The sequence below is a fragment of the Rhizobium sp. BK251 genome, assembly GCF_004345245.1.
Taxonomy (GTDB): Bacteria; Pseudomonadota; Alphaproteobacteria; order Rhizobiales; family Rhizobiaceae; genus Rhizobium.
Genome location: NZ_SLUQ01000004.1, coordinates 234981 through 260450 on the forward strand (window position 1 = coordinate 234981; position 25470 = coordinate 260450).

Annotated in this window: 26 protein-coding genes; 16 read left to right on the forward strand and 10 right to left on the reverse strand. The window is 62.1% G+C overall.

Translation table 11 applies throughout. From position 1 onward, the window contains the following. Window positions 1–143 precede the first annotated feature (143 nt). Complete coding sequence (locus EV286_RS11165; protein WP_132957112.1) at window positions 144–887, forward strand: Bax inhibitor-1/YccA family protein; 744 nt, start codon at window positions 144–146, stop codon at window positions 885–887. 110 nt (window positions 888–997) lie between these two features. Then, on the forward strand, window positions 998–1555 hold the full coding sequence (locus tag EV286_RS11170) for a GNAT family N-acetyltransferase (protein WP_132957521.1): 558 nt from the start codon (window positions 998–1000) through the stop codon (window positions 1553–1555). A 21-nt stretch (window positions 1556–1576) separates the two neighbouring features. Here EV286_RS11170 and EV286_RS11175 read toward each other — a convergent pair whose 3' ends face one another. The 3 genes from EV286_RS11175 to acnA all read right to left on the reverse strand — a co-directional run bounded on the left by EV286_RS11175 (window position 1577) and on the right by acnA (window position 5928). Continuing rightward, window positions 1577–1978, reverse strand: coding sequence for a DUF2794 domain-containing protein (locus tag EV286_RS11175; protein ID WP_132957113.1), 402 nt, complete (start codon window positions 1976–1978; stop codon window positions 1577–1579). A gap of 271 nt (window positions 1979–2249) precedes the next feature. Next, on the reverse strand, window positions 2250–2993 hold the full coding sequence (locus EV286_RS11180; protein ID WP_132957114.1) for a thioredoxin family protein: 744 nt from the start codon (window positions 2991–2993) through the stop codon (window positions 2250–2252). Window positions 2994–3237: 244 nt separating this feature from the next. Then, window positions 3238–5928, reverse strand: a complete 2691-nt coding sequence (gene acnA / locus EV286_RS11185) for an aconitate hydratase AcnA (protein ID WP_132957115.1) — start codon at window positions 5926–5928, stop codon at window positions 3238–3240. Window positions 5929–6190: 262 nt separating this feature from the next. Here acnA and ccmA point away from each other — a divergent pair, with 262 nt between their 5' ends. Genes ccmA through EV286_RS11210 form a run of 5 tightly spaced genes read left to right on the forward strand, consistent with a single transcriptional unit; the run spans window position 6191 to window position 9126 of the window. Next, window positions 6191–6838, forward strand: a complete 648-nt coding sequence (gene ccmA, locus EV286_RS11190; protein ID WP_132957116.1) for a heme ABC exporter ATP-binding protein CcmA — start codon at window positions 6191–6193, stop codon at window positions 6836–6838. Window positions 6839–6878: 40 nt separating this feature from the next. Beyond that, complete coding sequence (gene ccmB, locus EV286_RS11195; protein WP_132957117.1) at window positions 6879–7538, forward strand: heme exporter protein CcmB; 660 nt, start codon at window positions 6879–6881, stop codon at window positions 7536–7538. Between the two features lie 48 nt (window positions 7539–7586). After that, on the forward strand, window positions 7587–8348 hold the full coding sequence (locus tag EV286_RS11200) for a heme ABC transporter permease (RefSeq protein ID WP_132957118.1): 762 nt from the start codon (window positions 7587–7589) through the stop codon (window positions 8346–8348). A gap of 2 nt (window positions 8349–8350) precedes the next feature. Further along, a complete protein-coding gene (gene ccmD / locus EV286_RS11205; protein WP_132957119.1) occupies window positions 8351–8524 on the forward strand; it encodes a heme exporter protein CcmD in 174 nt (57 codons plus the stop codon). Then, window positions 8521–9126 carry a DsbE family thiol:disulfide interchange protein gene (locus EV286_RS11210; protein WP_132957120.1) on the forward strand — a complete coding sequence of 202 codons (606 nt, stop codon included), beginning with the start codon at window positions 8521–8523 and terminating at the stop codon, window positions 9124–9126. The genes ccmD and EV286_RS11210 overlap by 4 nt, the downstream gene beginning before the upstream one ends. Here EV286_RS11210 and EV286_RS11215 read toward each other — a convergent pair whose 3' ends face one another. The 6 genes from EV286_RS11215 to dapF all read right to left on the reverse strand — a co-directional run bounded on the left by EV286_RS11215 (window position 9127) and on the right by dapF (window position 15389). Next, a complete protein-coding gene (locus EV286_RS11215; protein WP_165932824.1) occupies window positions 9127–10290 on the reverse strand; it encodes a GGDEF domain-containing protein in 1164 nt (387 codons plus the stop codon). 110 nt (window positions 10291–10400) lie between these two features. Then, window positions 10401–10976 carry a DUF2585 domain-containing protein gene (locus EV286_RS11220; RefSeq protein ID WP_132957522.1) on the reverse strand — a complete coding sequence of 192 codons (576 nt, stop codon included), beginning with the start codon at window positions 10974–10976 and terminating at the stop codon, window positions 10401–10403. Window positions 10977–10990: 14 nt separating this feature from the next. Beyond that, complete coding sequence (locus tag EV286_RS11225) at window positions 10991–11641, reverse strand: septation protein A (protein ID WP_132957122.1); 651 nt, start codon at window positions 11639–11641, stop codon at window positions 10991–10993. Window positions 11642–11708: 67 nt separating this feature from the next. Further along, complete coding sequence (gene ftsY / locus EV286_RS11230) at window positions 11709–13196, reverse strand: signal recognition particle-docking protein FtsY (RefSeq protein WP_132957123.1); 1488 nt, start codon at window positions 13194–13196, stop codon at window positions 11709–11711. A gap of 16 nt (window positions 13197–13212) precedes the next feature. Then, window positions 13213–14487, reverse strand: a complete 1275-nt coding sequence (mtaB, locus tag EV286_RS11235) for a tRNA (N(6)-L-threonylcarbamoyladenosine(37)-C(2))-methylthiotransferase MtaB (RefSeq protein WP_132957124.1) — start codon at window positions 14485–14487, stop codon at window positions 13213–13215. Then, window positions 14484–15389 (reverse strand): diaminopimelate epimerase, encoded by a 906-nt coding sequence (gene dapF, locus EV286_RS11240; protein WP_132957125.1) that lies wholly within the window; start codon window positions 15387–15389, stop codon window positions 14484–14486. The genes mtaB and dapF overlap by 4 nt, the downstream gene beginning before the upstream one ends. A 194-nt stretch (window positions 15390–15583) precedes the next feature. Between dapF and EV286_RS11245 the strand changes: the two genes are divergently transcribed. From EV286_RS11245 to rplS, 7 genes are all read left to right on the forward strand, one after another. After that, window positions 15584–17545, forward strand: a complete 1962-nt coding sequence (locus tag EV286_RS11245) for an elongation factor G (protein ID WP_132957126.1) — start codon at window positions 15584–15586, stop codon at window positions 17543–17545. A gap of 268 nt (window positions 17546–17813) precedes the next feature. Next, window positions 17814–19391 (forward strand): signal recognition particle protein, encoded by a 1578-nt coding sequence (gene ffh, locus EV286_RS11255; RefSeq protein ID WP_132957127.1) that lies wholly within the window; start codon window positions 17814–17816, stop codon window positions 19389–19391. 11 nt (window positions 19392–19402) lie between these two features. Further along, window positions 19403–19717 carry a chorismate mutase gene (locus EV286_RS11260; protein WP_132957128.1) on the forward strand — a complete coding sequence of 105 codons (315 nt, stop codon included), beginning with the start codon at window positions 19403–19405 and terminating at the stop codon, window positions 19715–19717. Between the two features lie 48 nt (window positions 19718–19765). After that, window positions 19766–20131 (forward strand): 30S ribosomal protein S16, encoded by a 366-nt coding sequence (gene rpsP / locus EV286_RS11265; RefSeq protein WP_132957129.1) that lies wholly within the window; start codon window positions 19766–19768, stop codon window positions 20129–20131. Between the two features lie 122 nt (window positions 20132–20253). Beyond that, the gene (rimM, locus tag EV286_RS11270; protein ID WP_132957130.1) at window positions 20254–20829 is read left to right on the forward strand and encodes a ribosome maturation factor RimM; all 576 of its coding nucleotides are present in this window, start codon (window positions 20254–20256) and stop codon (window positions 20827–20829) included. 7 nt (window positions 20830–20836) lie between these two features. Next, a complete protein-coding gene (gene trmD / locus EV286_RS11275; protein ID WP_132957131.1) occupies window positions 20837–21538 on the forward strand; it encodes a tRNA (guanosine(37)-N1)-methyltransferase TrmD in 702 nt (233 codons plus the stop codon). Between the two features lie 236 nt (window positions 21539–21774). After that, window positions 21775–22317 (forward strand): 50S ribosomal protein L19, encoded by a 543-nt coding sequence (gene rplS, locus EV286_RS11280; RefSeq protein ID WP_132957132.1) that lies wholly within the window; start codon window positions 21775–21777, stop codon window positions 22315–22317. 116 nt (window positions 22318–22433) lie between these two features. Here rplS and EV286_RS11285 read toward each other — a convergent pair whose 3' ends face one another. After that, window positions 22434–23216 carry a putative nucleotide-diphospho-sugar transferase gene (locus tag EV286_RS11285; protein WP_132957133.1) on the reverse strand — a complete coding sequence of 261 codons (783 nt, stop codon included), beginning with the start codon at window positions 23214–23216 and terminating at the stop codon, window positions 22434–22436. 499 nt (window positions 23217–23715) lie between these two features. Between EV286_RS11285 and EV286_RS11290 the strand changes: the two genes are divergently transcribed. Continuing rightward, a complete protein-coding gene (locus tag EV286_RS11290; RefSeq protein WP_132957134.1) occupies window positions 23716–24513 on the forward strand; it encodes a basic amino acid ABC transporter substrate-binding protein in 798 nt (265 codons plus the stop codon). Between the two features lie 22 nt (window positions 24514–24535). After that, complete coding sequence (locus EV286_RS11295; RefSeq protein WP_132957135.1) at window positions 24536–25357, forward strand: amino acid ABC transporter permease; 822 nt, start codon at window positions 24536–24538, stop codon at window positions 25355–25357. Window positions 25358–25470: the final 113 nt, after the last annotated feature.

Below are 25470 nucleotides of genomic sequence, written 5' to 3' on the forward strand. Positions count from 1 at the left end.
ATTTAACGCGTTTCGGGCGAGACGGGCCTTGTGTACAACGCCTGAAAGCATCATATTCTTGGCTAGCATGCTGGAGCTCCGCAGCGGCCCCCGGAACCCCGGTTTCGAAACCGTATTCACATCGGAGCTTGTAAGAGGAAAAAATGGCTGACTTTCGCAATTACCAAAACCGGGCGGCTCGCGCAGGTGCGCAGTCCGGCGCGATGATAGATGAAGGCCTGCGCGCTTATATGCTCAAGGTCTACAATCTGATGGCGCTCGGTCTGGCGATCACGGGCGTCGCCGCTTACCTGGCGTTCCAATTCGCAGTTGTGGACGGACAGCTGACCGCTTTCGGTCAGGCCATCTACGCAAGCCCGCTGCGGTGGGTCGTCATCCTCGCACCGCTGGCTCTGGTCTTCTTCCTGAGCTTTAGGATCAACACGATGAGCGTCGCTGCCGCGCAGGCGACCTTCTGGATCTATGCGGCCCTCGTCGGCCTCTCGCTCTCGGCGATCTTCCTGATCTACACGGGCCAGAGCATCGTACAGACCTTCTTCGTCACGGCCGCCTCCTTCGGCGCCCTGTCGCTTTACGGCTACACGACGCGGAAAGATCTTTCGGCGATGGGCTCGTTCCTGATCATGGGTCTCTTCGGCCTGATCATCGCCTCGATCGTCAATATCTTCCTGGCCTCCTCGGCCTTGCAGTTTGCGATCTCGGCGATCGGCGTCCTGGTCTTCGCCGGCCTGACCGCCTACGACACGCAGCGCATCAAGTCGATGTATTTTGAAGCCGATGAAGTGGCCGTTGCCGGCCGCAAGGCGATCATGGGCGCGCTGACGCTCTACCTCGACTTCATCAACCTGTTCATGTTCATGCTGCAATTCATGGGCAACCGCAGGTAAGCGAGACACACCAATCGGAAAAAGGCGGCTTCGGCCGCCTTTTTTGTTGCCTTGTGCGATGACGGATGCCTCTATCGTCCTTCGGTTTCATCATCAGGCAGCCCGCCCACATGTCCTTCACGATACGCTCCGCCACGCCGGCGGACCTTCCCTTCATTACCGAGATCTATCGCGAATCCGTCCTGAACGGCGTTGCAAGCTACGAGATCACACCGCCCTCCGGGGATGAGATGGCCTCCCGCTTCAGCGCCATCACCAGCCAGGACTATCCTTATACGGCGGCGATCGGCGAGGACGGCTCCTTGCTCGGCTATGCCTATTGCTCTGCCTTCCGGACGCGACCGGCCTATCGCTGGATCGTCGAAGATTCGATCTACCTGGCGCCCGCAGCACGCGGCAAGGGTGTCGGCAAGGCCCTGCTCGCGGACCTGATAGAGCGCGCCACGGCGCTCGGTTTCCGGCAGATGGTGGCCATTGTCGGCGGAGCCCACCCAGCCTCAGTCGCCCTGCATCGCTCGGCGGGGTTCGAGGATACGGGTCTTCTCAAAGGCACCGGCTACAAGCATGGACGCTGGCTCGATACGATGATCATGCAGCGACAGCTCGGCGACGGGAAGACAACCGAACCGGATCCGTCGGTCTATCCAGGGACGCTCTTTCGACAGTAGCGGGTGGCGAATCAGCGCGAATCACTTGTCGACAAGTTTCAGCACCTTGTCGAAGACCTTGAGCACTTGTGGCAGTTCGTGGCCACGTTTCAGGATCATCCCGTGGGCGTTCATCACGCTGAAGGCACCCTGCTTGGAAGCGAACTTCGGGTTCTTCTCGATACGGTAGAGCGGCACCTCGCCGGCCCGCTTGAACACCGAAAAGACTGCCCGGTCCTTGAGGTGGTCGATGGCGTAGTCCCGCCATTCGCCCTCTCCGACCATCCGGCCGTAGATCCACAGGATCGAGTCTAACTCTCTGCGATTAAAGGTAACTTGCGGCTCATCACGGCTCTGCCGGTAGGCTTTTAGGTCGATGACGCCGGAGGTATTGCTGTCCAGGGGGCGGCCTTCGCCATGTGACAAATCCGTCTCGTCAGTCATCAATTCCCAAGGCCTCGGCTCATGACAGGAGGATGACAGTTTGCCTTAGCCACGGCAAAAAGCAAGTCCGGCGGAACATGTGCGACAACCGAACAAGCTTTTGTCGGGCATCGCAATTTAGACAAAACAGCGCCGCATTTGCAGGAAATGATAACTTAAAGTTTGGCGCCTGCGCGCCAAACGGCCCGGCGGGAGCGTATCGACCTTAACCCCAGCCCCGAGTGCGCTCTTGCCGGGCCGCCCCGTTTTGCGGGTCGACCGGATAGTCCGGTCAGATGTTCTTGCCTGACATCAGCACCGTCGCACCGATGATTGCGGCAGGGTCGCCCTGCGGCGTGGACGACTGGAGAAGCACGGCACACCCTTCGAGTTCGGGGTTTTCCATGACGCTTGCTGGCAGCGTGATGTTCGTCGCCTTGCCGTCCCACATTCCGACCGTCTCGACATCCGTGACGCTGTGCAGATAGGAGATCTCGCGGCCGCTGTTTTCGCCCTTCTCGACCGTTACCTTCTTTTCCTTGTCGAAATAGACGACCACGACATTCGCCTTGCCCTGGCCGGCACCGATGTTGATCTCGATCTCCTCGCCCTTGATCTTGGCGCTGACCGGTACGTCCAGGCCCTTGCCGTCGCCTGCGAAGGTATCGACCTTCTGGTCGATTGCGTCGAGGTTCGCGCCGCTCATGTGGTCACGACCGTTGACGACGACCTGGGGCGTATAGACGTTGCTGCGGCCGAGCGCCCGGGCGTATGCATATTGGCGCGCCGTGTTCTCCTTCGAACTCAGCGTGTCGGCCCAGCCGAGGTAGTTCCAGTAGTCCACGTGGTAGGCCAGGGCCACGACATCGCCGCGACCCACAATCTTCTGGAAAGCCGCATCGGCCGGCGGACAGGACGAGCAGCCCTGCGACGTAAACAGCTCCACGACGCCCTTCGGCTGCGCGGCATCCTGCGCATGGACTGAACCCGCGAAAGCGACACTCGCCGCGAGCAAAACAACAAACCTCGGGGTCATGATAACTGGCACCTCTTTTTCAGGCAGCGAGCACCAAATCCCGCCATTGCGCTCGCGCCCGATCGATTACAAGCTAGAGATAGTCTTTCCCCGTATCAACGGAAAGTCACGATGGGGTGAGGTGCAGACACCCTCGCTGTGTATAAAGCACAACGTCGTGAAATCGACGCGAGGTTGCGCCACGCAAAGAAAAACCGCCGGAATACTTGCATCCCGGCGGTCTGTATATTTGTCGTAACGACGGTCAGGCTGCGAGATCGCGAAGGACCGTCTGCAGGATGCCGCCATTGTTGAGGTAGATCACCTCGTCGAGCGTATCGACGCGCGACAGCAGCGGAACCTCCTTCACCGTGCCGTCGCCGTAGGTGATCTTGGCGATCTTCCTTTCACGCGGCTTGATGTCCGACAGGCCTTCGATAGTAACGATTTCGTCGCCCTTCAGGCCGAGGCTCTGCCAGGTCGTGCCCTCTTCGAAGACGAAGGGGATGACGCCCATGCCGACCAGGTTCGAGCGATGGATGCGCTCGAAGCTCTGGGCGATGACGGCCTTCACGCCGAGCAGGTTCGTTCCCTTCGCAGCCCAGTCGCGCGACGAGCCGTTGCCGTACTCGACACCTGCGAAGATGACGAGCGGAACACCTTCGGCCTTGTACTGCATGGCCGCGTCGTAGATCGATTCCTCTTCCTTAGACGGATAATGGATGGTGTAGCCACCTTCCTTGCCGTTCGGGCCGAGCATGTGGTTGCGGATGCGGATGTTGGCGAAGGTGCCGCGCATCATGACTTCATGGTTACCACGGCGCGTGCCGTACTGGTTGAAATCCGCAACGCCGACATGGTGGTCGATCAGATAGGCACCTGCAGGCGAAGCCGCCTTGATCGAACCGGCCGGCGAAATGTGGTCGGTGGTGATCTTGTCGCCGAAGAGGCCGAGAACGCGCGCACCCTTGATGTCAGAAACGCCCGAGCCCTTCTTGCCCATGCCCACGAAGTAGGGTGGGTTCTGGACGTAGGTCGAGTTGTCGTCCCAGGCATAGGTCTGGCCCGGAGGAACCTGCACGGCCTGCCAGTTCTCGTCGCCCTTGAAGACGTCTGCGTACTTCGTCTCGTAAAGTTCGCGGGTGACGTATTTCAGGATGAATTCCTGGACTTCCTTCGAGGTCGGCCAGATGTCCTTGAGATAGACCGGCTTGCCGTCCTTGTCTTCGCCGATCGGCTCCTTGGTCAGGTCCTTCTGGACCGTACCGGCAAGCGCGTAGGCGACGACGAGCGGAGGAGACGCGAGATAGTTTGCCTGGACATCAGGCGAGATGCGGCCTTCGAAGTTACGGTTGCCGGAGAGCACGCCCGAAACGATGAGGCCCTTGTCGTTGATCGTCTTCGAGATCGGCGCCGGCAGCGGGCCGGAGTTGCCGATGCAGGTCGTGCAGCCGAAGCCGACGAGGTTGAAGCCGAGCTTGTCGAGGTCGGCCTGCAGGCCGGACTTGGCGAGATATTCACCGACGACCTGCGATCCCGGTGCCAGCGAGGTCTTCACCCACGGCTTCGTCTTCAAGCCCTTGGCAACGGCGCTGCGGGCGAGGAGGCCGGCCGCGATCAGCACCGACGGGTTGGAGGTGTTGGTGCAGGAGGTGATAGCGGCGATGGCAACGTCGCCATGGCCGAGGTCGAAGTCGGTGCCTTCGACCGCATAGCGGTTGGAGAGCTGGCCGGGCTTCTTGTAGTCGGCATCCATCGAACCGGCGAAGCCAGTTGCGATGTTCTCGAGTGCGATGCGGCCTTCCGGACGCTTCGGGCCGGCCATCGACGGAACGACGTCGCCGAGATCGAGTTCCAGCGTGTCGGTGAAGACGAGATCGGAACCGTCGCCTTCACGCCACATGCCCTGGGCCTTCGAATAGGCTTCGACGAGCGCGATCCGGTCGTGCGTACGGCCGGACATGGTCAGGTAGTTGATGGTTTCGCCGTCGACGGGGAAGAAGCCGCAGGTCGCGCCATATTCCGGACCCATGTTGCCGATCGTCGCGCGGTCGGCGAGCGGCATGTTGTCCATGCCCGGGCCGAAGAACTCGACGAACTTGGAGACGACACCCTTCTTGCGCAGCATCTGCACGACGGTCAGAACGAGGTCGGTCGCGGTAACGCCTTCCTTGAGCTTGCCGGTCAGCTTGAAGCCGATGACCTCGGGCAGGAGCATCGAGACCGGCTGGCCGAGCATGGCGGCTTCGGCTTCGATGCCGCCGACACCCCAGCCGAGAACGCCGAGGCCGTTGATCATCGTGGTATGCGAGTCGGTACCGACGCAGGTGTCCGGATAGGCGATGGTCTCGCCGTCCTCTTCCTTCGTCCAGACGGTCTGGCCGAGATATTCGAGATTAACCTGGTGACAGATGCCGGTGCCGGGAGGAACGACGCGGAAGTTCTTGAATGCCTGCTGGCCCCACTTCAGGAAGCGGTAGCGCTCGCCGTTGCGCTGGTACTCCAGCTCGACGTTGCGGGCGAAGGCCTGCGGCGTGCCGAACTCATCGACGATGACCGAGTGGTCGATGACGAGGTCGACGGGAACCAGCGGGTTGATCTTTTCCGGGTCGCCGCCGAGCGAGACCATCGCGTCACGCATCGCGGCAAGATCGACGACAGCGGGAACGCCGGTGAAGTCCTGCATCAGCACGCGCGCCGGGCGATAGGCGATTTCGTTTTCGACGGCACCCTTGTTGTTCAGCCATTCGGCGACAGCCAGGATGTGTTCCTTGGTGACGGACTGCCCGTCCTCGAAGCGCAGCAGGTTCTCGAGCAGGACCTTCATCGAATAGGGAAGCTTCGAAACGCCTGGCAGACCGTTCGCCTCAGCCTTCGGCAGGCTGTAATAGACATAGTCCTTCCCGTTCACGGAAAGCGTGGAACGACAATTGAAGCTGTCAAGAGATTTAGACACGAGATACCCCGTTTCTGATAGCGAACACAATCGTGCGGACGCCTATGCACTTTATGCACATCAGGATGCGGGTGCGGCCATTTCCGCTGTCCGTACGTGGAGAGAAAACCCCATGTTCGGCGCAAGGATGAAATTCACGCCGGCCGCTGGCGTGGTTGCGGGTCTTATAGATAATTTCTAAGAAAGGTGCCAGACCAGCTCGCAGCCATTTTGGACATTTTTTTGCGTCGCGATGACTAGAATCTTAAACAAAGGCAATGCCATGCATCTCGACGCGGATGACCTCGCCGCAAGGCGTGGGGACGACCTTATTTTCTCGGGAATTTCCTTCCATCTGGCGGCGGGAGAGGCACTCGTCCTGACCGGTCGGAACGGCTCCGGAAAGTCCACCTTGCTGCGTGTCGTGGCGGGCCTTCTGACGCCCGAAAAGGGACGCCTCGCCTTCACTGATTCGCAAGGGCGCTCGGAGAATCGCCCTTGCGAGATGAGCCACTATCTCGGCCACCGCAACGCCATGAAGAGCGAGCTCACCGTTGCCGAAAACCTCGCCTTCTGGCGCTCCTTCCTGGGCGCCGCGCACAGCCCCCCCGGCATCTCCGTCGAGGAAGCAGCCGATGCCGTCGGGCTCGGCGGGATCACGCACCTGCCCTTCGGCTATCTCTCCGCCGGCCAGCAGCGGCGATTCGCCTTCGCCAAGCTCCTGGTGGCACATCGGCCGATATGGCTCCTCGACGAGCCGACAGCCGCGCTGGATCTCCGGGCCGACCGGATGGTCGCCGAACTCGTTTCCGCCCATCAGATGGCTGGTGGCATCGTGCTCGCGGCAACGCACCAGCCGCTCGGGCTCGACAATGCGCGGGAGCTGCAGATGACCGGCTTTGTCGGCATGGATCAGGGGGTATGGGGCTGATGTTTCTCTGTACTGCCGCTTCCTCCGGGAACTGCGCCGCATGACCGCCCTCTTTCTCCGCGATCTGAAGCTCTCGGTGCGCGCAGGTGGCGGGGCGCTGATCGGCATCCTCTTCTTCCTCGCGGTCGTCGCCGTCATCCCGTTTGGTGTCGGCCCGGACCTCAACCTTCTTTCCCGCATCGGCCCGGCAATCGTCTGGATTGGCGCCCTTCTCGCGACGCTCCTCGGCCTCGACCGCCTGTTCCAGGCCGAACGCGACGACGGCTCGCTGGATTTGCTGCTCATGCAGCCGACACCGCTCGTGCTGACGGTCCTCGTCAAGTGCCTTGCCCACTGGGTAGCGACCGGCCTGCCGCTGGTCATCGCGTCGCCATTACTCGGCCTGTTCATGAACATGAGCGAGACGGCGATTGGCGCCACCATGCTGACGCTCCTCGTGGGATCGCCCGCCATAGCCTTCATCGGCGCGGCAGGCGCAGCCGTCGCCGTCGCGCTACCCCGCGGCGGCCTGCTGGTCTCGATCCTCGTCCTGCCGCTTACCATCCCCGTCCTGATCTTCGGCGTCAGCGCGAGCTATGCCGCGGTCGAGGATCCCGCCCCGTTTCTGCCGCCTTTTCTCATTCTGATCGCCCTTACGCTGTTCTTCGCTGTCATCGGCCCGGTGGCCGCCGCGCTGGCGCTCAGAAACACGGCGGATTGATTGGCGCTTCGATTGCCGCGGGCAGCGGATCAGGGTAAGGAAGCGAGCATGAGCGAAACGGGCCTTGCCATCACGAAATTCAGCGATCTCGCCAATCCGACGCGGTTTCTGGCGCTTGCCGCACGCGTGATCCCGTGGATGGCTCTGCTGACCGGTCTTTGCTTCGCGATAGGGCTCTATCTCAGCTTTACAACCGAAGGCGACTACCAGCAGGGCGACACCGTCCGCATCATGTATGTCCACGTGCCGGCGGCCTGGCTTGCCATGATGTGCTACACAATCATGAGCATTTCGGCGATCGGCACGCTGGTGTGGCGCCACCCGCTCGCCGACGTTTCGGCCAAGGCCGCCGCGCCCCTCGGCGCCGCCTTCACGCTCCTCGCGCTCGTCACCGGATCGCTCTGGGGCAAGCCGATGTGGGGCACATGGTGGGTCTGGGATGCGCGCCTGACCTCTGTCTTCATTCTCTTCCTGATGTATCTCGGCCTGATCGCGCTCAGCCGCTCGATCGACGATCCTTCCCGGGCGGCACGGCTGACGGCAGTGCTGATCCTGGTCGGCTTCGTCAACATCCCGATCATCAAGTTCTCGGTCGAATGGTGGAACACGCTGCACCAGCCGGCCAGTATCATGCGCCTTGGCGGCCCGACCATCGATCCGGAGTTCCTGAGGCCACTCTTTGTGATGGCGATCGCCTTTACCGCGCTCTTCTTCACGCTGCACGTCATGGCGATGCGCAACGAGATCTGGCGCCGCCGCGTCGCCGCGCAGCGTCGCCTTGCCGCCCGCATGGCCAGCCGGGAAGATTGAGCATGGCACACGCTTTCTACGTCTACGGCTCCTATGGCTTCGCCGCGGTGCTCGTAATCGCGGTGACGCTCTGGACCTGGGCCGATGGCCGCCTGCGGCAGAGGGAGCTCGCCGAGCTCGAGGCGGCCGGCATCCGCCGCCGTTCGCAGCGGCCGAGGGACGACGTCAAGGAATGAGCACGCAAACCGAAGGCAACGACGCCCCGAAGCCACGCCGCTTCAGCCGCTACGCACTGGCGCTCCTGCCGCTCATTGTGTTCGGAGTCATCGCGGGGACCGCTGCCAAGATGCTCTATGACCAGGATTTCCACGGGAAGAATATCTCGGAAATCCCCTCGGCGCTGATCGGCACCAAGGCGCCCGCGCTTGCGCTTGCGCCGCTCGAAGGCTCCAATCTGCCACCGCTCACCGATGCAGCGATCAAGGGCAAGCTGACCCTCGTCAATGTCTTCGCCTCCTGGTGTCTTCCCTGCCGGGAGGAGCACCCACTCCTGAAAGAACTCGCCAAGGATGGGCGGCTGAATATCGTTGCCATCAACTACAAGGACAAGAGCGAGAATGCCCTCCGCTTCCTCGGCGAGCTCGGCAATCCCTATACGGCGATCGGCGTCGATCCGAACGGCAAGGCGGCGATCGACTGGGGCGTCTACGGTATCCCGGAAAGCTATCTCGTCGCGCCCGACGGCACGATCGTCTACAAGAAGGTCGGCCCCTTTGATCCGCAGTCGGTGCAGGACGGACTGATGCCGGCGATCGAGAAAGCCTTGAAGGCAAGCTGATCAGCGCGCCGGTGCGGCGTGAACCAATTTGATGTGGTCGAACTGTTTCGTGCCTTCGACGATCACCCTGTTGCGGCCGTTTCGTTTCGCGTCATAGAGATAGGCGTCGGCCCGGCTTATGGCGTCCTGGAGCGCGAAGTCGGATTTCGCGATTGCCGTCACGCCGAAGCTCGCACTGATCTGGCGGTCCGAGAGAATACCCTCCCAGGAATGCGCACCAAGCGCCTTGCGGAATTTCTCCGCGGCAGTGCCTGCCTCATTGGCGGAATGATCGGGCAGGAAGGCGACGAACTCCTCGCCACCGAAGCGGGCGATGATCGCCTGCTTCGGGAAATGCTGGCGCAACAGCTCAGCGAAGCTGCTGATGACGAGGTCGCCGATCGCGTGGCCGAAGCGGTCGTTGATATCCTTGAAATTGTCGATGTCGCCCACGACGATCGCCCCTTGCGGCTGCTTCGGGATTCTCTGGTCGAACCCGCGGCGGTTGAGGAGAAGGCTCAATGCGTCGTGTTCGGCAGCGTGCCGATAGCGGCCGATGACATCCGAGACGACCGTGCCGAGAACCGCAAGGGCCAGCAGGAAGGCGATTATGCTCGCGCCTAGCTGAGAATAGTAGGCATAGGCGGATTGCATGTAGGACTCGAGCGACAAGCCGTCGCCGGATGACGTCAGCAGCGCAAACAGGCTGACTCTCGTGACCGTCTCGACAAGGACCAGGCCACAGATCGCGACCAGCACCACGTCGATCCTTCGACGCGGCGCGCGCACCACCTGAATGACCGGCACGCCGATCAGGACTGCACAGGCGATATCGCTGAAGATCAGCTCGCTCCTGAGGTCTCCCCACACGACGACGGCGAAAGCAATGGCCAAGTACCCGATGCTAGCAAGGGAGAGCCGCAGCGGTCGGGTGAGGCTCTTGCCGAAGCGGACGAGCAGGGCTTCGCCATAAAGGAAGAATGCCGCGAGGAACAGAAAATCAGCAAGCAGCGCCTGCACCACCACCGGCGCGAAGGACATGAGCGGCACGCAGAAGCCGGCGGCGGCGGCCAGAAACCCGAGACCCCATTGCGTCGCCGATACGCCGCTCCAGAACCGGGCAAGGAGGAAAAGCACCCCGAAAACCGTCATGAAAAAGGGAAGCAGGAATGCGAAATTATCCATCAGCACCATCAAGTATCGGCGAGGGAGATATTGCCTCGTGCCGCGTAGAGGTACCAGGATATCGGTCCCCCGTTAACAAAATTGCGCCTGTATCGTTCCGATAGCTGACGTCACCCGAGCGCGGACTGCCACGCCTTGATCGCCTCCACCGGCCAGACCAGCATCAATACGTTCAGGGTCAGGTTATCGCGGATCATGTATCCGGTGAAGACCTCGAAGAAGATTGCGATGGTCACGGTCAGCCAGACCGGCGCGCGCCAGGCGAAGAGAAAGCCGAGCACCATGAAAACGGTGTCCATCGCCGAATTGAGGATGCTGTCGCCGTAATAGTCGAGGGAAATGGTCGCCGTGCGGTACCGGTCGATGATGATGGGCGAGTTTTCGAGGAGCTCCCAGCCGGATTCGATGACGAGCGCCAGAAGAAGCCTCGCAGCGAGCGGCTTCCCACGCAGGAGGAGATGTCCCAGGCCGTAGAAGAGGAAGCCGTGGATGATGTGCGACGGCGTGTACCAGTCGGAGAGGTGCTGCGAATTGCCGCTGGTGTTGACGCCGCCCTCCCAGAGCTTGACGTATCCGCATTCGCAGATGGGGATGCGGCCCATGAAATATTCCGCCGTGACCTGCGCAACAATGACTGCAGCGCAGGCGAACAGCCAGAAGTATCCGGATTGCCGATCGTGGCGCAGGTCGGACGCTGTCGTCACTTTTCGGCATCCGCGGTGATCGGCGTCACCGAATGCTTCATGATCAGCGGCATCTGCGCCAGCGTGAAGATGATCGTGATCGGCATGGTGCCCCAGACCTTGAAGGCAACCCAGAAATCATCGGAGAAGTTGCGCCAGATGACCTCGTTCAGCACCGCCAGGAAGAGGAAGAAGATGCCCCAGCGGATGGTGAGCTTGCGCCAACCGGCCTCGTCGAGCTGGAAGGCGGCGTTGAAGACGTAGCCGAGCAGCGACTTGCCGAAGGCGAGGCCCCCGAGGAGCGCGAAACCGAACAGCGCGTTGACAATGGTCGGCTTCATCTTGATGAAGGTCTCGTTCTGCAGATAGATCGACAGAGACCCGAAGATCACGACGACAATGCCCGATACGAAGGGCATGATCGGCAGATGCCCGAGCACGATCTTGGAGACGACCAGCGAGATCACTGTTGCGGCCATGAACAGGGCAGTGGCCACGAAAAGCGGGCCGCCGAGCTCGGCAAGCGCCGGAAACTCCTGGACGAGCCACGGCCCGCGCAGATTGCCGAAGAAGAAAACGAGCAGCGGCCCGAGCTCGAGCGCGAGCTTGAGCATGGGGTGGTGCCTGTCGGCAGCAGTCGGGGTGATATCGGTCTGGCCGGTGGTCATGAATGGAAGAACCTGTTGCTTTCGTTGTCGCGAATGAAGGAATTCGATGGCATATCTGTGACCGGCGCTAGCCGAGGCCGGCGATCGCCTGGGCGAAGTCTTCCGCCTCGAAGGGCTCCAGATCGTCGACCCCTTCACCGACACCAATAAAATAGACCGGCAGCTTGTGCTTGGCGGAAATGGCCACAAGGATACCACCGCGTGCCGTGCCGTCGAGCTTGGTCATGATGAGCCCGTTCACGCCTGCGACATTGCGGAAAATCTCGACCTGGTTGAGCGCATTCTGGCCGGTGGTGGCGTCAAGCGTCTGCAGCACCGTATGCGGCGCATCGGGATCGAGCTTGCCGAGGACGCGCACGATCTTTTCGAGTTCGGCCATCAGTTCGGCCTTGTTCTGCAGGCGTCCAGCGGTATCGATGATCAGTACGTCGCTCTTCCGCTCCCGCGCCTGCTGGAAGGCATCATAGGCAAGGCCGGCGGCATCGGCACCGAGCTTGGTGCCGATGAACTCCGACTTCGTCCGGTCGGCCCAGATCTTCAACTGTTCGATCGCCGCAGCACGGAACGTGTCGCCGGCAGCGACCATCACCTTCAGGCCGGCGCCCGAGAGCTTGGCGGCGAGCTTGCCGATCGTCGTCGTCTTGCCGGTGCCGTTGACGCCGACGACGAGGATGACATGCGGCTTGTGGGAGAGATCAAGCTGCAGCGGTTTTGCGACCGGTTTCAGCACCTTGGCGATTTCGGACGCCATGATGCGGCTCACGTCCTCGCCGGTCACATCCTTGCCGTAGCGCTCGGAGGCCAGCGTGTCGGTAACGCGCATGGCGGTCTCGACGCCGAGATCGGCCTGGATCAACAGGTCCTCGAGATCCTGCAGCGTCTGGTCGTCTAGCTTGCGTTTCGTGAAGAGCGCGGCGATCTGGCCTGTCAGCTGCGACGACGTGCGGGCAAGACCTGCACGCAGCCGCTGGAACCAGGAGAGCTTCTGCTTCGGCGCTTCCGGCTCGACGGCGGCGGGACCGGTCGCAAAGCCCTTGGGCAGCACGGGCTCGGCGACTGGCACCTCGTCCGCGTCTGCGGTCTCGCTGGCGTTTTCGACCGGCGGCTCGAACGATGCCTCGGGCGCCGGTGCATCGTGCAATTCGGCCCCGCCTCGGTCGTCGTCGTCAACGGCCACGGGTTCGTCTTCGGCGGTCTCGGCAGCAGCTTCGGCCTCAAGCAGCGAAAGCGGTATCAGCCCGATCTCGCTCGTCTGCTCAGCGACGGGAAGACTGACCGAAACGTCGTCTTCATCGGCATCCTCTTCCGCCAGATCGGCGGCCGGCCCGCCTGCCGTCTCCATCTCCTGCGTCAGCACCGGGTCTTCGGCGACGGGCAGGTCCTCATGCCGCGAACGCGGCTCCAGCTCAGCCTCGATCGCCTGCTCGAAGGTTTTCTCGGCGGCAGGCGGCGCGTCGGTCACGTCAGGCGAGATCTCTCCCGGGGCCACGGGCTGCTGCTCCACCGGCTTTTCCCTGCCGAAGGTGAAGACCTTTTTGATGAAACTGAGCGCCATGGGGTTTCCGTGAAAGTCAGGCCGCGTCGGCGGCCATCGATTGCATGTTGAGATGCCTGCCATTGTGGCCGGTGATCGTAACCGGCACAAGATCGCGCGGCCTCAGGCCGGGTGCGGCAACAAGCGTGAAATTTTCCGTGTGGGCGAGACCGTTGTTCTCCACAAGCAGCGATTGCCTGCTGCCCACCATGCCGTCGAGATGAGCCTGGTGCAGCCGCTGCCCCGTTTCCCGGAGCCGTGCGGCGCGTTCCTTGACGAGCGCGCGGTCGAGCTGCGGCATGCGCGCTGCCGGCGTGCCGGGACGCGGACTGTAGGGGAAGACGTGGAGATGCGCGATGCGCGCTTCCTCCGCCAGGCTGGCGGCATTGGCGAACATCTCCTCGGTCTCCGTCGGAAAGCCGGCGATCATATCCGCGCCCAGGCTCGTTTCCGGTCGAAGACGGCGCACCTCCTCGACGAAGGCAAGCGCGTCGGCACGCAGATGCCGCCGCTTCATCCGCTTCAGGATCATGTCGTCGCCATGCTGCAGCGAGAGATGCAGATGCGGCATGAAACGCGGCTCGTCGGCAATGAGGTCGAGAAGATGCCGGTCCGCCTCGATGCTGTCGATCGAGGAGAGCCGCAGGCGGCGTATCTCGGGAACCTGCTTCAATAGGGTCTTGGCGAGAAAGCCGAGGCTCGGCTGACCGGGAAGATCCGCGCCGTAGCTGGTGGCATCGACACCCGTAAGGACAATCTCGCGGTACCCACCCTCGACGAGACTGCGGGCCTGCTCGACGACGGCGCCCATCGGCACCGAGCGCGAATTGCCGCGGCCGTAGGGGATGATGCAGAAGGTGCAGCGGTGGTCACAGCCGTTCTGGACCTGGATGAAGGCGCGGACATGGCCATCTATGTGCTTCACCATCTGCGGGGCCGTTGCCCGGACGCTCATGATGTCGTTGACGCGCAGCTTCTCTTCCGCCGAAACGCCGAAATCCGGCAGTCCGCGATAGGAGGCGCTCTTCAGCTTCTCCTCATTGCCGAGAACGGCATCGACCTCGGCCATTTCAGCGAAGGTCTGCTTTTCGGTCTGCGCCGCACAGCCGGTGACGATGATGCGGGCATGGGGATTTTCGCGTCGCGCCCGGCGGATCGCCTGACGGGCCTGGCGCACGGCTTCGCCCGTCACGGCACAGGTATTGACCAGGATGGCATTGTTGAGCCCGGCCTTTTCCGCCTGCGCCCTCATCACTTCGGATTCATAGGTGTTGAGGCGACAGCCGAAGGTGATGACCTCGACGCCGCTCACCGCGTCTCGGCTCCCTGTTCGGCATCGCGCGACCAGGAACCGGTCGTAGGGTCGACCGTGCCGGACCATTCCCATTCGGCCGGGCCGGTCATCACGACATGGTCGTCGTCGCGCCACTCGATGATGAGCGGCTGGCGAACCGGGCTGGAGGCGACGTCGATCTTGACCGTGCGGCCGGTGCGGCCGGTACGGGCAGCGCTGACGGCAGCGGCACAGGCGGCCGAGCCGCAGGCGAGCGTCAAGCCGGCACCGCGCTCCCAGGTGCGGGTGCGCAGCGAGGAATCCGAGGTGACTTCGGCCAGCGTGATGTTCGCGCGCTCCGGAAACATCGGATGGTTTTCGAGCAGCGGGCCGAAGCGGACGAGATCATAGGACATCACATCCTTGTTGACCCAGAAGACTGCGTGCGGGTTGCCCATCGACATGGCCGAAGGCGAATGGAGCACCGGATTGTCGATCGGCCCGATCTGAAGCTCGATACGACTTGTGTCGTAAAATTCCTCGGCGAGCGGGATCCTGTCCCATTCGAAGATGGGCTTGCCCATGTCGACGGAGATCGTGCCGTCCTCGTGCTCGACGGCATTCAGGATGCCCGCGACGGTCTGGAAGGTGAACACCTTCTTGCCGGTCTCGGCCGAGAGCGCCTGGACGACGCAGCGCGTGCCGTTGCCGCAAGCCTGCGCCTTGGAGCCATCGGAATTGAGAATATCGATAAAGGCATCGGTGCCATGGGCCTTCGGATCATGGATCGCCATGATCTGGTCGAATTGGGTCTCGCCATCGGCATTGAGCGCGATTGCAGCTGCTGGCGTCACCTTGTCGGTGCGGCCACGCATGTCGACGACAAGGATCTTGTTGCCAAGTCCATTCATCTTCGCGAATTCAACCGTACTGCTGCTCATTTGGCCATTCCATGTCTCTTGGCCAGTATATGGCGGAAAGCCGCGGGAATTACCAGTACCGCCATCAGGGCCGGCCGAAAGCGCCTTTGCCGACCACCCGCAATCAAGAAAACCTGCAAGTGTCTAGCGCTTCTTGCCAGTTCGGGGCATTCTGGAGGTTCGGATGCGTGCTTATGGCTATGGGAGGATTGCCGATGCGCTGCTTTGCCGTGCTTGGACCGTCGCAAACGGGAAAATCGACACTCGTCGCCAAATTGGCAGCGCTCGAGGGTCGGCCAGCGAAGTCAGTCTCACCACCGGGATCAGGTCTTACCGAATTCGAATTCATGGATGAAAGCTGGTGCGCGCTGGATACGCCCGGCACCAACGAAGCGATCGCCTATGCTCAGGATGCCCTCCTGGCAAGCGACGCCTGCATACTCTGCGTGTCCCCAGTACCCGAGGAGGCCGTACTCGCCGCCCCTTATCTGCGCGCGATCGAGGCCTCGGGAACACCCTGCATCCTCTTCGTCAACCGGATGGACGAGCCGCGCGGCCGCCTGCGCGATGTCATTGCCTCGCTTCAATCCTATTGCAACCACGCGCTGGTGCTTCGGCAGGTGCCCATCAGGGAGGGGGACAAGGTCGTCGGCAGCTGCGATCTTATTTCGGAGCGCGCCTGGCGTTACCGCGAGGGCCAGCCCTCGTCGCTGATAGAGCTTCCCGCGAGCGCTACCGAGCGCGAACAGGAAGCGAGGACCGAGCTTCTGGAGCATCTGTCCGAGTTCGACGACTGGCTGCTGGAGGAGCTCATTGAGGACCGCGAACCGGCAAGCGACGCGCTCTATTCGATCTCCTCGCGCGTTCTCAGGGAAAACAGGATTGTTCCCGTGCTGTTCGGCTCGGCCAGCCATAGCAACGGCATGTTGCGGCTGATGAAGGCGTTGCGCCATGAGGCACCCCCCGTCACGGCGCTGCGAAAGCGGCTTGCCGAGGCAGCGGGCGTGAGCGAGGGCACGCTTTCGGCCGTGAGTTTCCAGGCCTATCACCGCGCGAACATCGGCAAGACCGTTCTCGTTCGCGCGCTGGGCAACGGCCTGAAACAGGGTTCCGTTCTGGCCGGCGGCGGGCTCGGCTCGGTGCAGGAGGCGACGACCGGCAAGCCCGTTGCCGGCGGATCGCCGGGCGAAGGCTATGTCTTCGCCGCAGTAAAATCGGACCACCTGCCTACGCCGGCCCTGTTGACGCCCAACCAGGTGCTGCCGCCGCCCGAATGGACGGCGCCGCCGACACCGATGCTCGAGCGTATCCTGGTCGCGGGCAGCGAACGTGACGAGACCAAGCTCTCGGCGACCCTGGCGAAGCTCGTCGAGACCGATCGCGGGCTGCGCGTGATGCAGGAGGAGGGAACCGGCGCCCCCTTGATTTGCGCCCAGGGACCGGTGCACCTGCGCGACGTGCGCAGGACCCTTTCGGAAGTATTCCACGTCGAGGTTGCGGAGCGTTCGCCGAGCCCCGTCTACCGTGAGACGATCTCGAAGCCTTCCAATGTTCACTACCGCCATCGCAAGCAGACGGGCGGTGCCGGGCAGTTCGCCGACGTGCAGCTCAGCGTGCGGCCGAATACCCGCGGCGAAGGCTTCACCTTTGGTGAGACCGTCAAGGGCGGCACGGTCCCCCGCAACTACATTCCGGCAGTGGAAGCGGGCGCTCGCGAGGCGATGGAAAAGGGCCCGCTCGGCTTTCAGGTCATCGATGTCGAGGTGACGCTGACTGACGGACAGTATCATTCCGTCGACAGCTCGGATTTCGCCTTCCGCGCAGCGGCGAAGATGGGCGTCCGCCAGGCGCTGTCGCAGGCCTCGGCCGTATTGATGCAGCCGGTGGTCCGCGTCGAGATCCACATTCCCTCCGTCTATTCGGGCGGCCTGGTCGCCATCGTCTCCTCGTTGAAGGGCCAGGTGCTCGGCTTCGACCGCGACGAGGGCGCCAAGGGATGGGATATCTTCCGGGCGCTTGTTCCCGGCAGTGCGCTGGAAGAGCTGGCCCGCTCGCTTCGCTCGGCCACGCAGGGCATAGGCTACTTCACCAAGACCTTCGACCACTTCGAAGAGCTCTACGGCAAGGAGGCTGACGCCATCGTCAATGCACATGGAGCCGGCACGAACGGGGGCTGAAGCCCCTCCCCCGGGCAGGCAAGAGGCAATTTGCCGCTCATCGCTTGACTTTGACCACGCTTTCCTGTTTATCGCGGCGATCTGCGACGAGCGACAGCCTCCGAGCCACCGACCGGGACCCGCCAAGGTATAAAGAGATCCCGGAGGTCAACACCCGACAGCGCGATGCGCCCTCGGGTGCTTTTTGGCTTTGCGTCTTGTTTTCGTCAAGGAAAAGCACGACGTTTCGGCTATCGCAAAAGCCCGAAACGTTACCAAGGAAGAGCCAATGTTTGAAAACCTCCAGGACCGTCTTGGATCCATCCTGAATGGACTGACAGGGCGTGGCGCGCTTTCGGAAAACGATGTTTCCGCGGCGCTGCGGGAGGTTCGCCGTGCGCTTCTCGAGGCCGACGTCTCGCTTGAGGTCGTCCGCTCCTTTACCGACCGCGTGCGCGAGAAGGCCGTCGGCGCCGAGATCCTGAAGTCGATCAAGCCCGGCCAGATGGTCGTCAAGATCGTCCATGACGAGCTGATCGAGATGCTCGGTGGCGAAGGCGTGGGCGTCGACCTGCATGCGGCGGCTCCGGTCGTCATCATGATGGTCGGCCTGCAGGGTTCGGGCAAGACGACGACGACGGCAAAGATCGCCAAGCGGCTTACCGAGCGCGAGAAGAAAAAGGTGCTGATGGCGTCGCTCGATACGCGCCGCCCGGCCGCGCAGGAGCAGCTTCGCCAGCTCGGCGTCCAGACCAATATCGATACTCTTCCGATCATTCCCGGCCAGTCCCCGACAGATATCGCTGCCCGCGCAGTCCAGGCGGCCAAGCTCGGCGGCCACGACGTCGTCATCCTCGATACCGCCGGCCGCACGCATATCGACGAGCCCTTGATGGTCGAGATGGCCGACATCAAGAAGAAGTCGAACCCGCATGAAATCCTGCTGGTGGCGGATAGCCTGACCGGTCAGGACGCCGTCAACCTGGCCCGCAATTTCGACGAGCGCGTCGGCATCACCGGCCTGATTCTGACCCGCATGGACGGCGACGGTCGCGGCGGCGCGGCCCTTTCGATGCGCGCCGTTACCGGCAAGCCGATCAAGCTCATCGGCGTCGGCGAAAAGATGGGCGAGCTGGAGGAATTCCATCCCCGCCGCATCGCCGACCGCATCCTCGGCATGGGCGACATCGTTTCGCTCGTCGAGAGGGCGGCCGAGAATATCGACGCCGAGAAGGCGCGCGCCATGGCCGAGAAGATGGCCAAGGGCAAGTTCGACCTCGACGATCTCGCCGACCAGCTTCGCCAGATGCAGAAAATGGGCGGCATGGGCGGCATCATGGGCATGATGCCCGGCATGGCCGGCATGAAGGACAAGATGTCGGCCGCCGGCCTCAATGACAAGCTGTTCGGTCGCCAGATCGCGATCATCTCCTCGATGACCAAGGCCGAGCGTACCAACCCCGACATACTGAAGCATTCCCGCAAGAAGCGCATCGCTGCCGGCTCCGGCACGGACGCCGCCGACATCAACAAGCTGCTCAAGATGCACCGCCAGATGGCGGACATGATGAAAATGATGGGCGGCAAGGGCAAGGGCGGCATGATGAAACAGATGATGGGCGGCCTTGCGGGCAAGATGGGTCTTGGTGGCATGGGCGGCATGGGCGGCATGCCCGATCTTTCGAAGATCGACCCTAAACAGCTTGAGGCGCTGCAGAAGCAAGCAGAAGCCTCGGGCCTCAAGCCGGGCGGGCTGTCCGGCCTGAGTGGCGGAATGCCAGGCGGGTTGCCAGGTCTGGGGGGACCGAAGCTTCCAGGTCTGGGCGGTGGCTTTCCGGGTCTGCCCGGATTGCCGAAGAAGAAGTGAAAGGACCCCCCGTGGCCACCAATGATACCGATGTGAAAAGCCAGCTTGCTGGCTACCGTCAGTCGATCGACAACATCGACGCAGCCCTCATCCACATGCTCGCCGAGCGCTTCCGCTGCACCAAGGAAGTCGGCGTGTTGAAGGCAAAGTACAACCTGCCGCCGGCCGATCCGGCGCGGGAGGAATACCAGATCGACCGTCTTCGCCACTTGGCGAAGGACGCCAATCTGGATCCGGATTTCGCCGAGAAGTTTCTGAACTTCGTCATCAAGGAAGTCATCCGGCACCATGAGCAGATCGCAGCGGATCACGCCGCGGCAAAATGAACCATACCGCGAAAAGAAGCGGTCAAGAAAAGCCTAAGGAGTAAAGAAATGGCACTGAAAATTCGTCTCGCCCGCGGTGGCTCCAAGAAGCGCCCGTACTACCATGTTGTCGTTGCCGACGCTCGCAGCCCGCGCGACGGCCGCTTCCTGGAAAAGCTCGGCGCCTGGAACCCGATGCTCGGCAAGGAAGACGCAAAGCGCGTCGAACTCAACGCCGACCGGATCAAGCACTGGCTCGACCAGGGTGCACAGCCGACCGACCGCGTCCTGCGCTTCCTGAACGAGGCCGGCCTTGCCAAGCGCGAAGCCCGCAGCAACCCGGAAAAGGCAAAGCCGGGCAAGAAGGCCCAGGAGCGCGCTGCCGAAAAGGCCCAGAAGGTCGCTGACGCCGCTGCAGCTGCCTCCGCGGAATAATTCGCAGCATTTCACCGATTGGACGGGCGGCATGTCGACATGCCGCCCGTTTTTCATTTCCAATTGTCGAAACATCTCCTATGAGGGGTTGATCTTCGTTTGAACCCGACGACGGCGAACTCATGGCCAAGCTCGAAAATCCGGTTTTGATGGCAACCATTGGCGGCGCGCAGGGCTTGCGCGGCGAAGTGCGTGCCAAGACCTACACTTCAGACCCGACCGCGCTCGGCGACTACGGCAATCTTCATAGTCTCGACGGGCGCAGTTTCGAGATTTTGGAGATCCGCGAAGCGAAGAACGTCGCCATCGTGCGCTTCCGCGGTATCAATGACCGCAACGCCGCCGAGGCGCTGAATGGCCTCGACCTCTATATCGAGCGCGACAATCTGCCTGATCAGGAACTGGAAGACGACGAATTCTTTTATGCCGATCTGGAAGGTCTAGAGGCCGTGGACGCGAACGGCACCGGCTATGGCATCGTCAGCGGCATCTACGATTTCGGAGCAGGTGATCTCCTCGAGCTCAAGGGGCCGGGCAAACGGCCGGTATTGATCCCCTTCTCCGAGACGGCCGTGATCGAAATCGATCTCGAGAACGGCAAGATCCTTATCGATCCCGTTGCGGCCGGCCTGGTCGACGACCAAGAGGAAGTTGCCAAGCTCAAGGGCCCGAAGCCGCCGCGCCGCGGCAAGAAATGAGCCGGCCATGAGCTTCCGGGCGACGATCCTGACACTCTATCCCGAGATGTTTCCGGGGCATCTCGGCCTGTCGCTCGCCGGCAAGGCTCTCGCACGCGGAGACTGGACGCTCGACACCGTGCAGATTCGTGACTTCGCAACCGATCGCCACCGCACGGTGGACGACACGCCGGCCGGCGGTGGAGCCGGCATGGTGCTGAAGCCGGACGTGCTAGGCCGTGCCATCGATCACGCGTCCGGCGACGACGCTCGGCCCCGTCTGCTGATGAGCCCACGCGGGCGGCCCCTGACGCAGGAGCGCGTGCGCGAACTTGCGTCGGGCGACGGCGTCACCATCGTCTGCGGCCGCTTCGAGGGCATCGACCAGCGGGTGATAGAGGCGCGAGCGCTGGAGGAAGTCTCGATCGGAGACTACATCCTCTCCGGCGGCGAGCCGGCAGCACTTGTCCTGCTGGATGCCATCGTCCGCATCCTGCCGGGCGTCATGGGCAACGACCTTTCGGGGGTGCATGAAAGCTTCGAGGGCGGACTTCTCGAACACCCGCAGTACACGAGACCGCAGGAATGGGAAGGCCGCGAGATACCGGCCGTCCTCACCTCGGGAAACCACGGCGCCATCGATCGCTGGCGGCGCGACGAGGCGCTGAGCTTGACCAAGGAACGCCGGCCGGACCTTCTTGCAAAGGCTGCGACGATCAGGAAAGGCTGATAATCGCACCAGACGCGGCGAAATCGACACTTCGCCTTCACAAAAATGTCTCCCAAGGGATGACAAGGCCGGCCGTTTCGTGTATTGGCCCACCCGGAAATGGGGCATGCCCCGTCTGCCAGCAAACAAAGAATGGCGAATCCGCTCCCGCCCGCAAGGGCAAAATCCGGAGGCAATGGCCGAAGGATAAGTGTCGAGCGCTCTGGCTGTTTCAGAAGAACCAAAAGGTTAAGACGATGAACATCATTCAGCAGCTCGAGGCCGAACAGGCCGCGAAGATCGAAGCCAAGCGCACGCTTCCCGAATTCTCCCCGGGCGACACCGTCCGCGTCAACGTGAAGGTCACGGAAGGCAACCGTACCCGCGTCCAGGCCTATGAAGGCGTCTGCATTGCCCGCTCCGGCGGCGGTCTGCAGGAAAACTTCACGGTCCGCAAGATTTCCTACGGCGAAGGCGTCGAGCGCGTATTCCCGATCTACTCCCCGATGATCGAAAGCGTCGAAGTCGTTCGTCGCGGTAAGGTCCGTCGCGCCAAGCTCTACTATCTGCGCGACCGTCGCGGCAAGTCCGCCCGTATCGTCGAGAACACTGGCACGCGCGCCCGCAAGCTCAACGACGCCGAGCGTCAGGCTGTTGCCGATGAGAAGGCACGTCTCGAGGCTGAAAAGGTCGCAGCAGCTCAGGCACTCGCAGCCGAAAAGGCAGCAGCCGAGGCCGCGGAAGCCAAGGCAGCAGCCGAAGCTGCAGCGGCAGCCGCTGCAGAGCCGGCCGCAGAATAATTGGCCGGCGCCTTCGGACGCAGCACAGCTTTCCAAACTGTTTATCGCCGGGACTTGTCCCGGCGATTTTCGTTTCCGGGCAGCGCTGTCATGGCGACGGCGCCGCAGCCGAACTGCTATCTGCTGGCTGAAGATGCCGAGCGGCTGTCGCTCTCGGAGAGTATCCGCTCGATGTCGGCAATGCGGCGCCTGCGCCGTCTGAGCTTCGAGCGTTCGAAGCCGAAGCGTTTCTCGACCTTCGCCTGACGGCTGGCCTGAAGCTGCTCGACATAGATGGCATCGGGCTTTGCGTTGCCGATCCGGTCAAAGATCCAGCAAAACGAGGCCGGCAGGGCGACCACGCGGAACTGCGGCTCGGCTTTCGCCTGATCCTCGTCGAGAATGCGCTGCAGCACCACTTGGTCCCAGATATCGGGATCACGGTCGCATTCCGCTTTCCACGCCTCGAGGAGCCGCAGGGCTGCCGGCGTGTCGTTGAAGAGTATTGTCGCCGATATCAGCCTTCCGTTCTCGCGATAGACGGCAATGTCGCAATCATAGGACGCCAACGCCGGCCAGGGATTGCGATGAAAGACGGCGTCGACATCGACATACAGCAACCGACCTCGTTTGGCCTGCCGCTCTTTCAGCAGGAAGGTCGGCTTCAGGGCAGCGTTCCGCACCCAGCTTCCCGCGCTACTGACCGCGGTCGTCGCTACGCTGAGACCGAGCCGGAAGGCCGAGGCCGCCATGCGCGCCGCCTCCTGCTCGTAGAAGGAATTCGGCGTGAAGAAAGCCACGATTTCACCCGGCGGCGGCGCCGACACGGACGCAACGTCCTCTAGCGCGGGAAAGGGCACGATGATTGCGCGATGCGCAGCCTTGTTCGCACGGAACAGGTCGAGAAGCTTCGAAAACATGAATGTCTTTCGGGGGAAGATAGAGCTTGATCAATGCGGCCGCCCGCAAAGCAGGCCGGCTGCGCGGCGTAGCCCCCCGCGGCCCGGTGAGCGAATGCCGAAAATCTGGCATTTCTCTACTTGTTATAAATTAGACATTGTAAATATTAACTCCGATGCAGGCTGTACAAGATGTCATCGGGCGTAAGAGTGCCAATCATCTCGTACTATTGATTCAACACAAACCGTCCCCGGTATGGACTTTCCTCCTGCAACCGAGAGTTTATACTAGGCGTGTGTTGTGGCGAAACTGTGCAGGACTGGCGAACGAGGGCTGCGACTTTCGACCGCACCTTGAAGACCTCGGGTCCCTCGAATGCCTTTGGAAGGACTTTTCTTCAACGATGCCGATTTTGGGGCATCTTTGCGGCTTTTTCCGGCTGGCGCGGGGCGAACGGTCTTGCCATCGGCTTTGCAACTATGACACTTTCCTGCGATCATTTTTTCGGGAGACATTAGAATGCCGTTCCGCCGCTCCGTCCTTGCAGGATTGACCGCCCTCGTCCTCGCCCCGCTGACCGCCTTTGCGGCCGACCTTCCTGATCTCGGCGGCAAGACGGTCGTCGTCGTGACCGAGAACGCATACCCGCCACTGCAGTTCGTGGACCCGAAGTCGGGCCAGGCGATCGGCTGGGAATATGACGCGATGAACGAGATCGCGAAGCGGCTGAACTTCAAGGTCGAGTACCAGAACACGAGCTGGGACGCGATGATCCAAGCGGTCTCCGACGGCCAGTACAACATCGGCATGACCGGCATCACCATCAAGGACGACCGCAAGGAGAAGGTCGACTTCTCCGATCCCTACATGCGGTCGCAGCAGTTCATGCTCGTGCGCGGCGACGAGAGCCGCTTCACCGACGCGAAGTCCTTTGCCGGCCTGAAGGACGGGCTGGTTGGTGCCCAGCCGGGTACCACGCCCTTCTACACCGCCGTCTATGAGGTTCTCGACGGCAACGAGCAGAACCCGCGCATCAAGCTCTTCGAGACCTTCGGCGCAACCGTGCAGGCGCTGAAGACCGGCGATGTCGATGTCGTGCTGACTGACGGCACTGCCGGCAAGGGCTATGTCGATGCCTCGAACGGCGCGCTCAAGCTTGTCGGCGGGCCGCTCGGCACCGAGGATTTCGGCTTCATCTTCACGAAGGGATCCGATCTCGTTGCACCCGTCAATGCAGCGATTGCCGCACTGAAGGCCGACGGAACCTTGGACACCCTGAACAAGAAGTGGTTCCTTGACTACAAGATGGGCGAATGAGCCGCTTTCCGAGTAGCCTGTAATGGCACTGCAGCCCTCTCCGGGCGGACAAACAAAGGGCGACTATCCCTGGTGGCTGGTCGCCCTTGCCTTGATCGGTGTGGCGCTCGCCATCGTCATCGTCACCAACGATATCTATGCCCAGGTTTTCCGCACTGTCGTCACCGGCGCCTGGGTAACCGTCTTCGTAACGGTCGTCGCCTTTGCACTGGCAACGGCGCTCGGCCTCTGCATCGCCCTCCTCGGGCTCTCCGACAGTCTGGTGCTGCGCCAGATCGCGCGCTTCTACATCGAGATGATCCGCGGCATCCCCATCCTCGTGCTGCTCTTCTACATCGCCTTCGTCGGCGCGCCGGGCCTCGTGGCAGCCTACAATTTCCTGACGACGCCACTCGTCAAGGCAGGGTTGACGGAGCCCGTGCTCGTGCGCGACGTCTCGCTCATGTGGCGGGCCATCATCGCGCTGATGATCGGCTATTCTTCCTTTATCGCAGAAATCTTCCGCGCCGGCATCCAATCCGTCGACGCGGGCCAGATCGAGGCGGCCAAGGCGCTTGGCCTGTCACGCTACCAGCGTTTTCGCCTTGTGATCTTCCCGCAGGCGATCCGGGTGATATTCCCGCCGCTCTCCAACGATTTCGTCTCGATGGTGAAGGACAGTTCCCTCGTCTCCGTCCTCGGCGTTGCCGACATCACGCAGATGGGCAAGGTCTACGCCTCGGGCTCCTTCCGCTTCTTCGAGACCTATTCGATCGTGACCTACATCTATCTGATCCTGACGATCGGGCTCTCCCTGATGCTCAGGCAGGTGGAGGCGCGAATGCGCAGGGTTCACGAGCGATAGGCCCGATGATTCGAATTGCCGTTGCGGTGAAAAATCGCTATATGCAGAGCCATGGAATCCAAGTTCAAATGCATCGGCGCGCATATCTTCGTATTGCAGGACCATTACCGCCT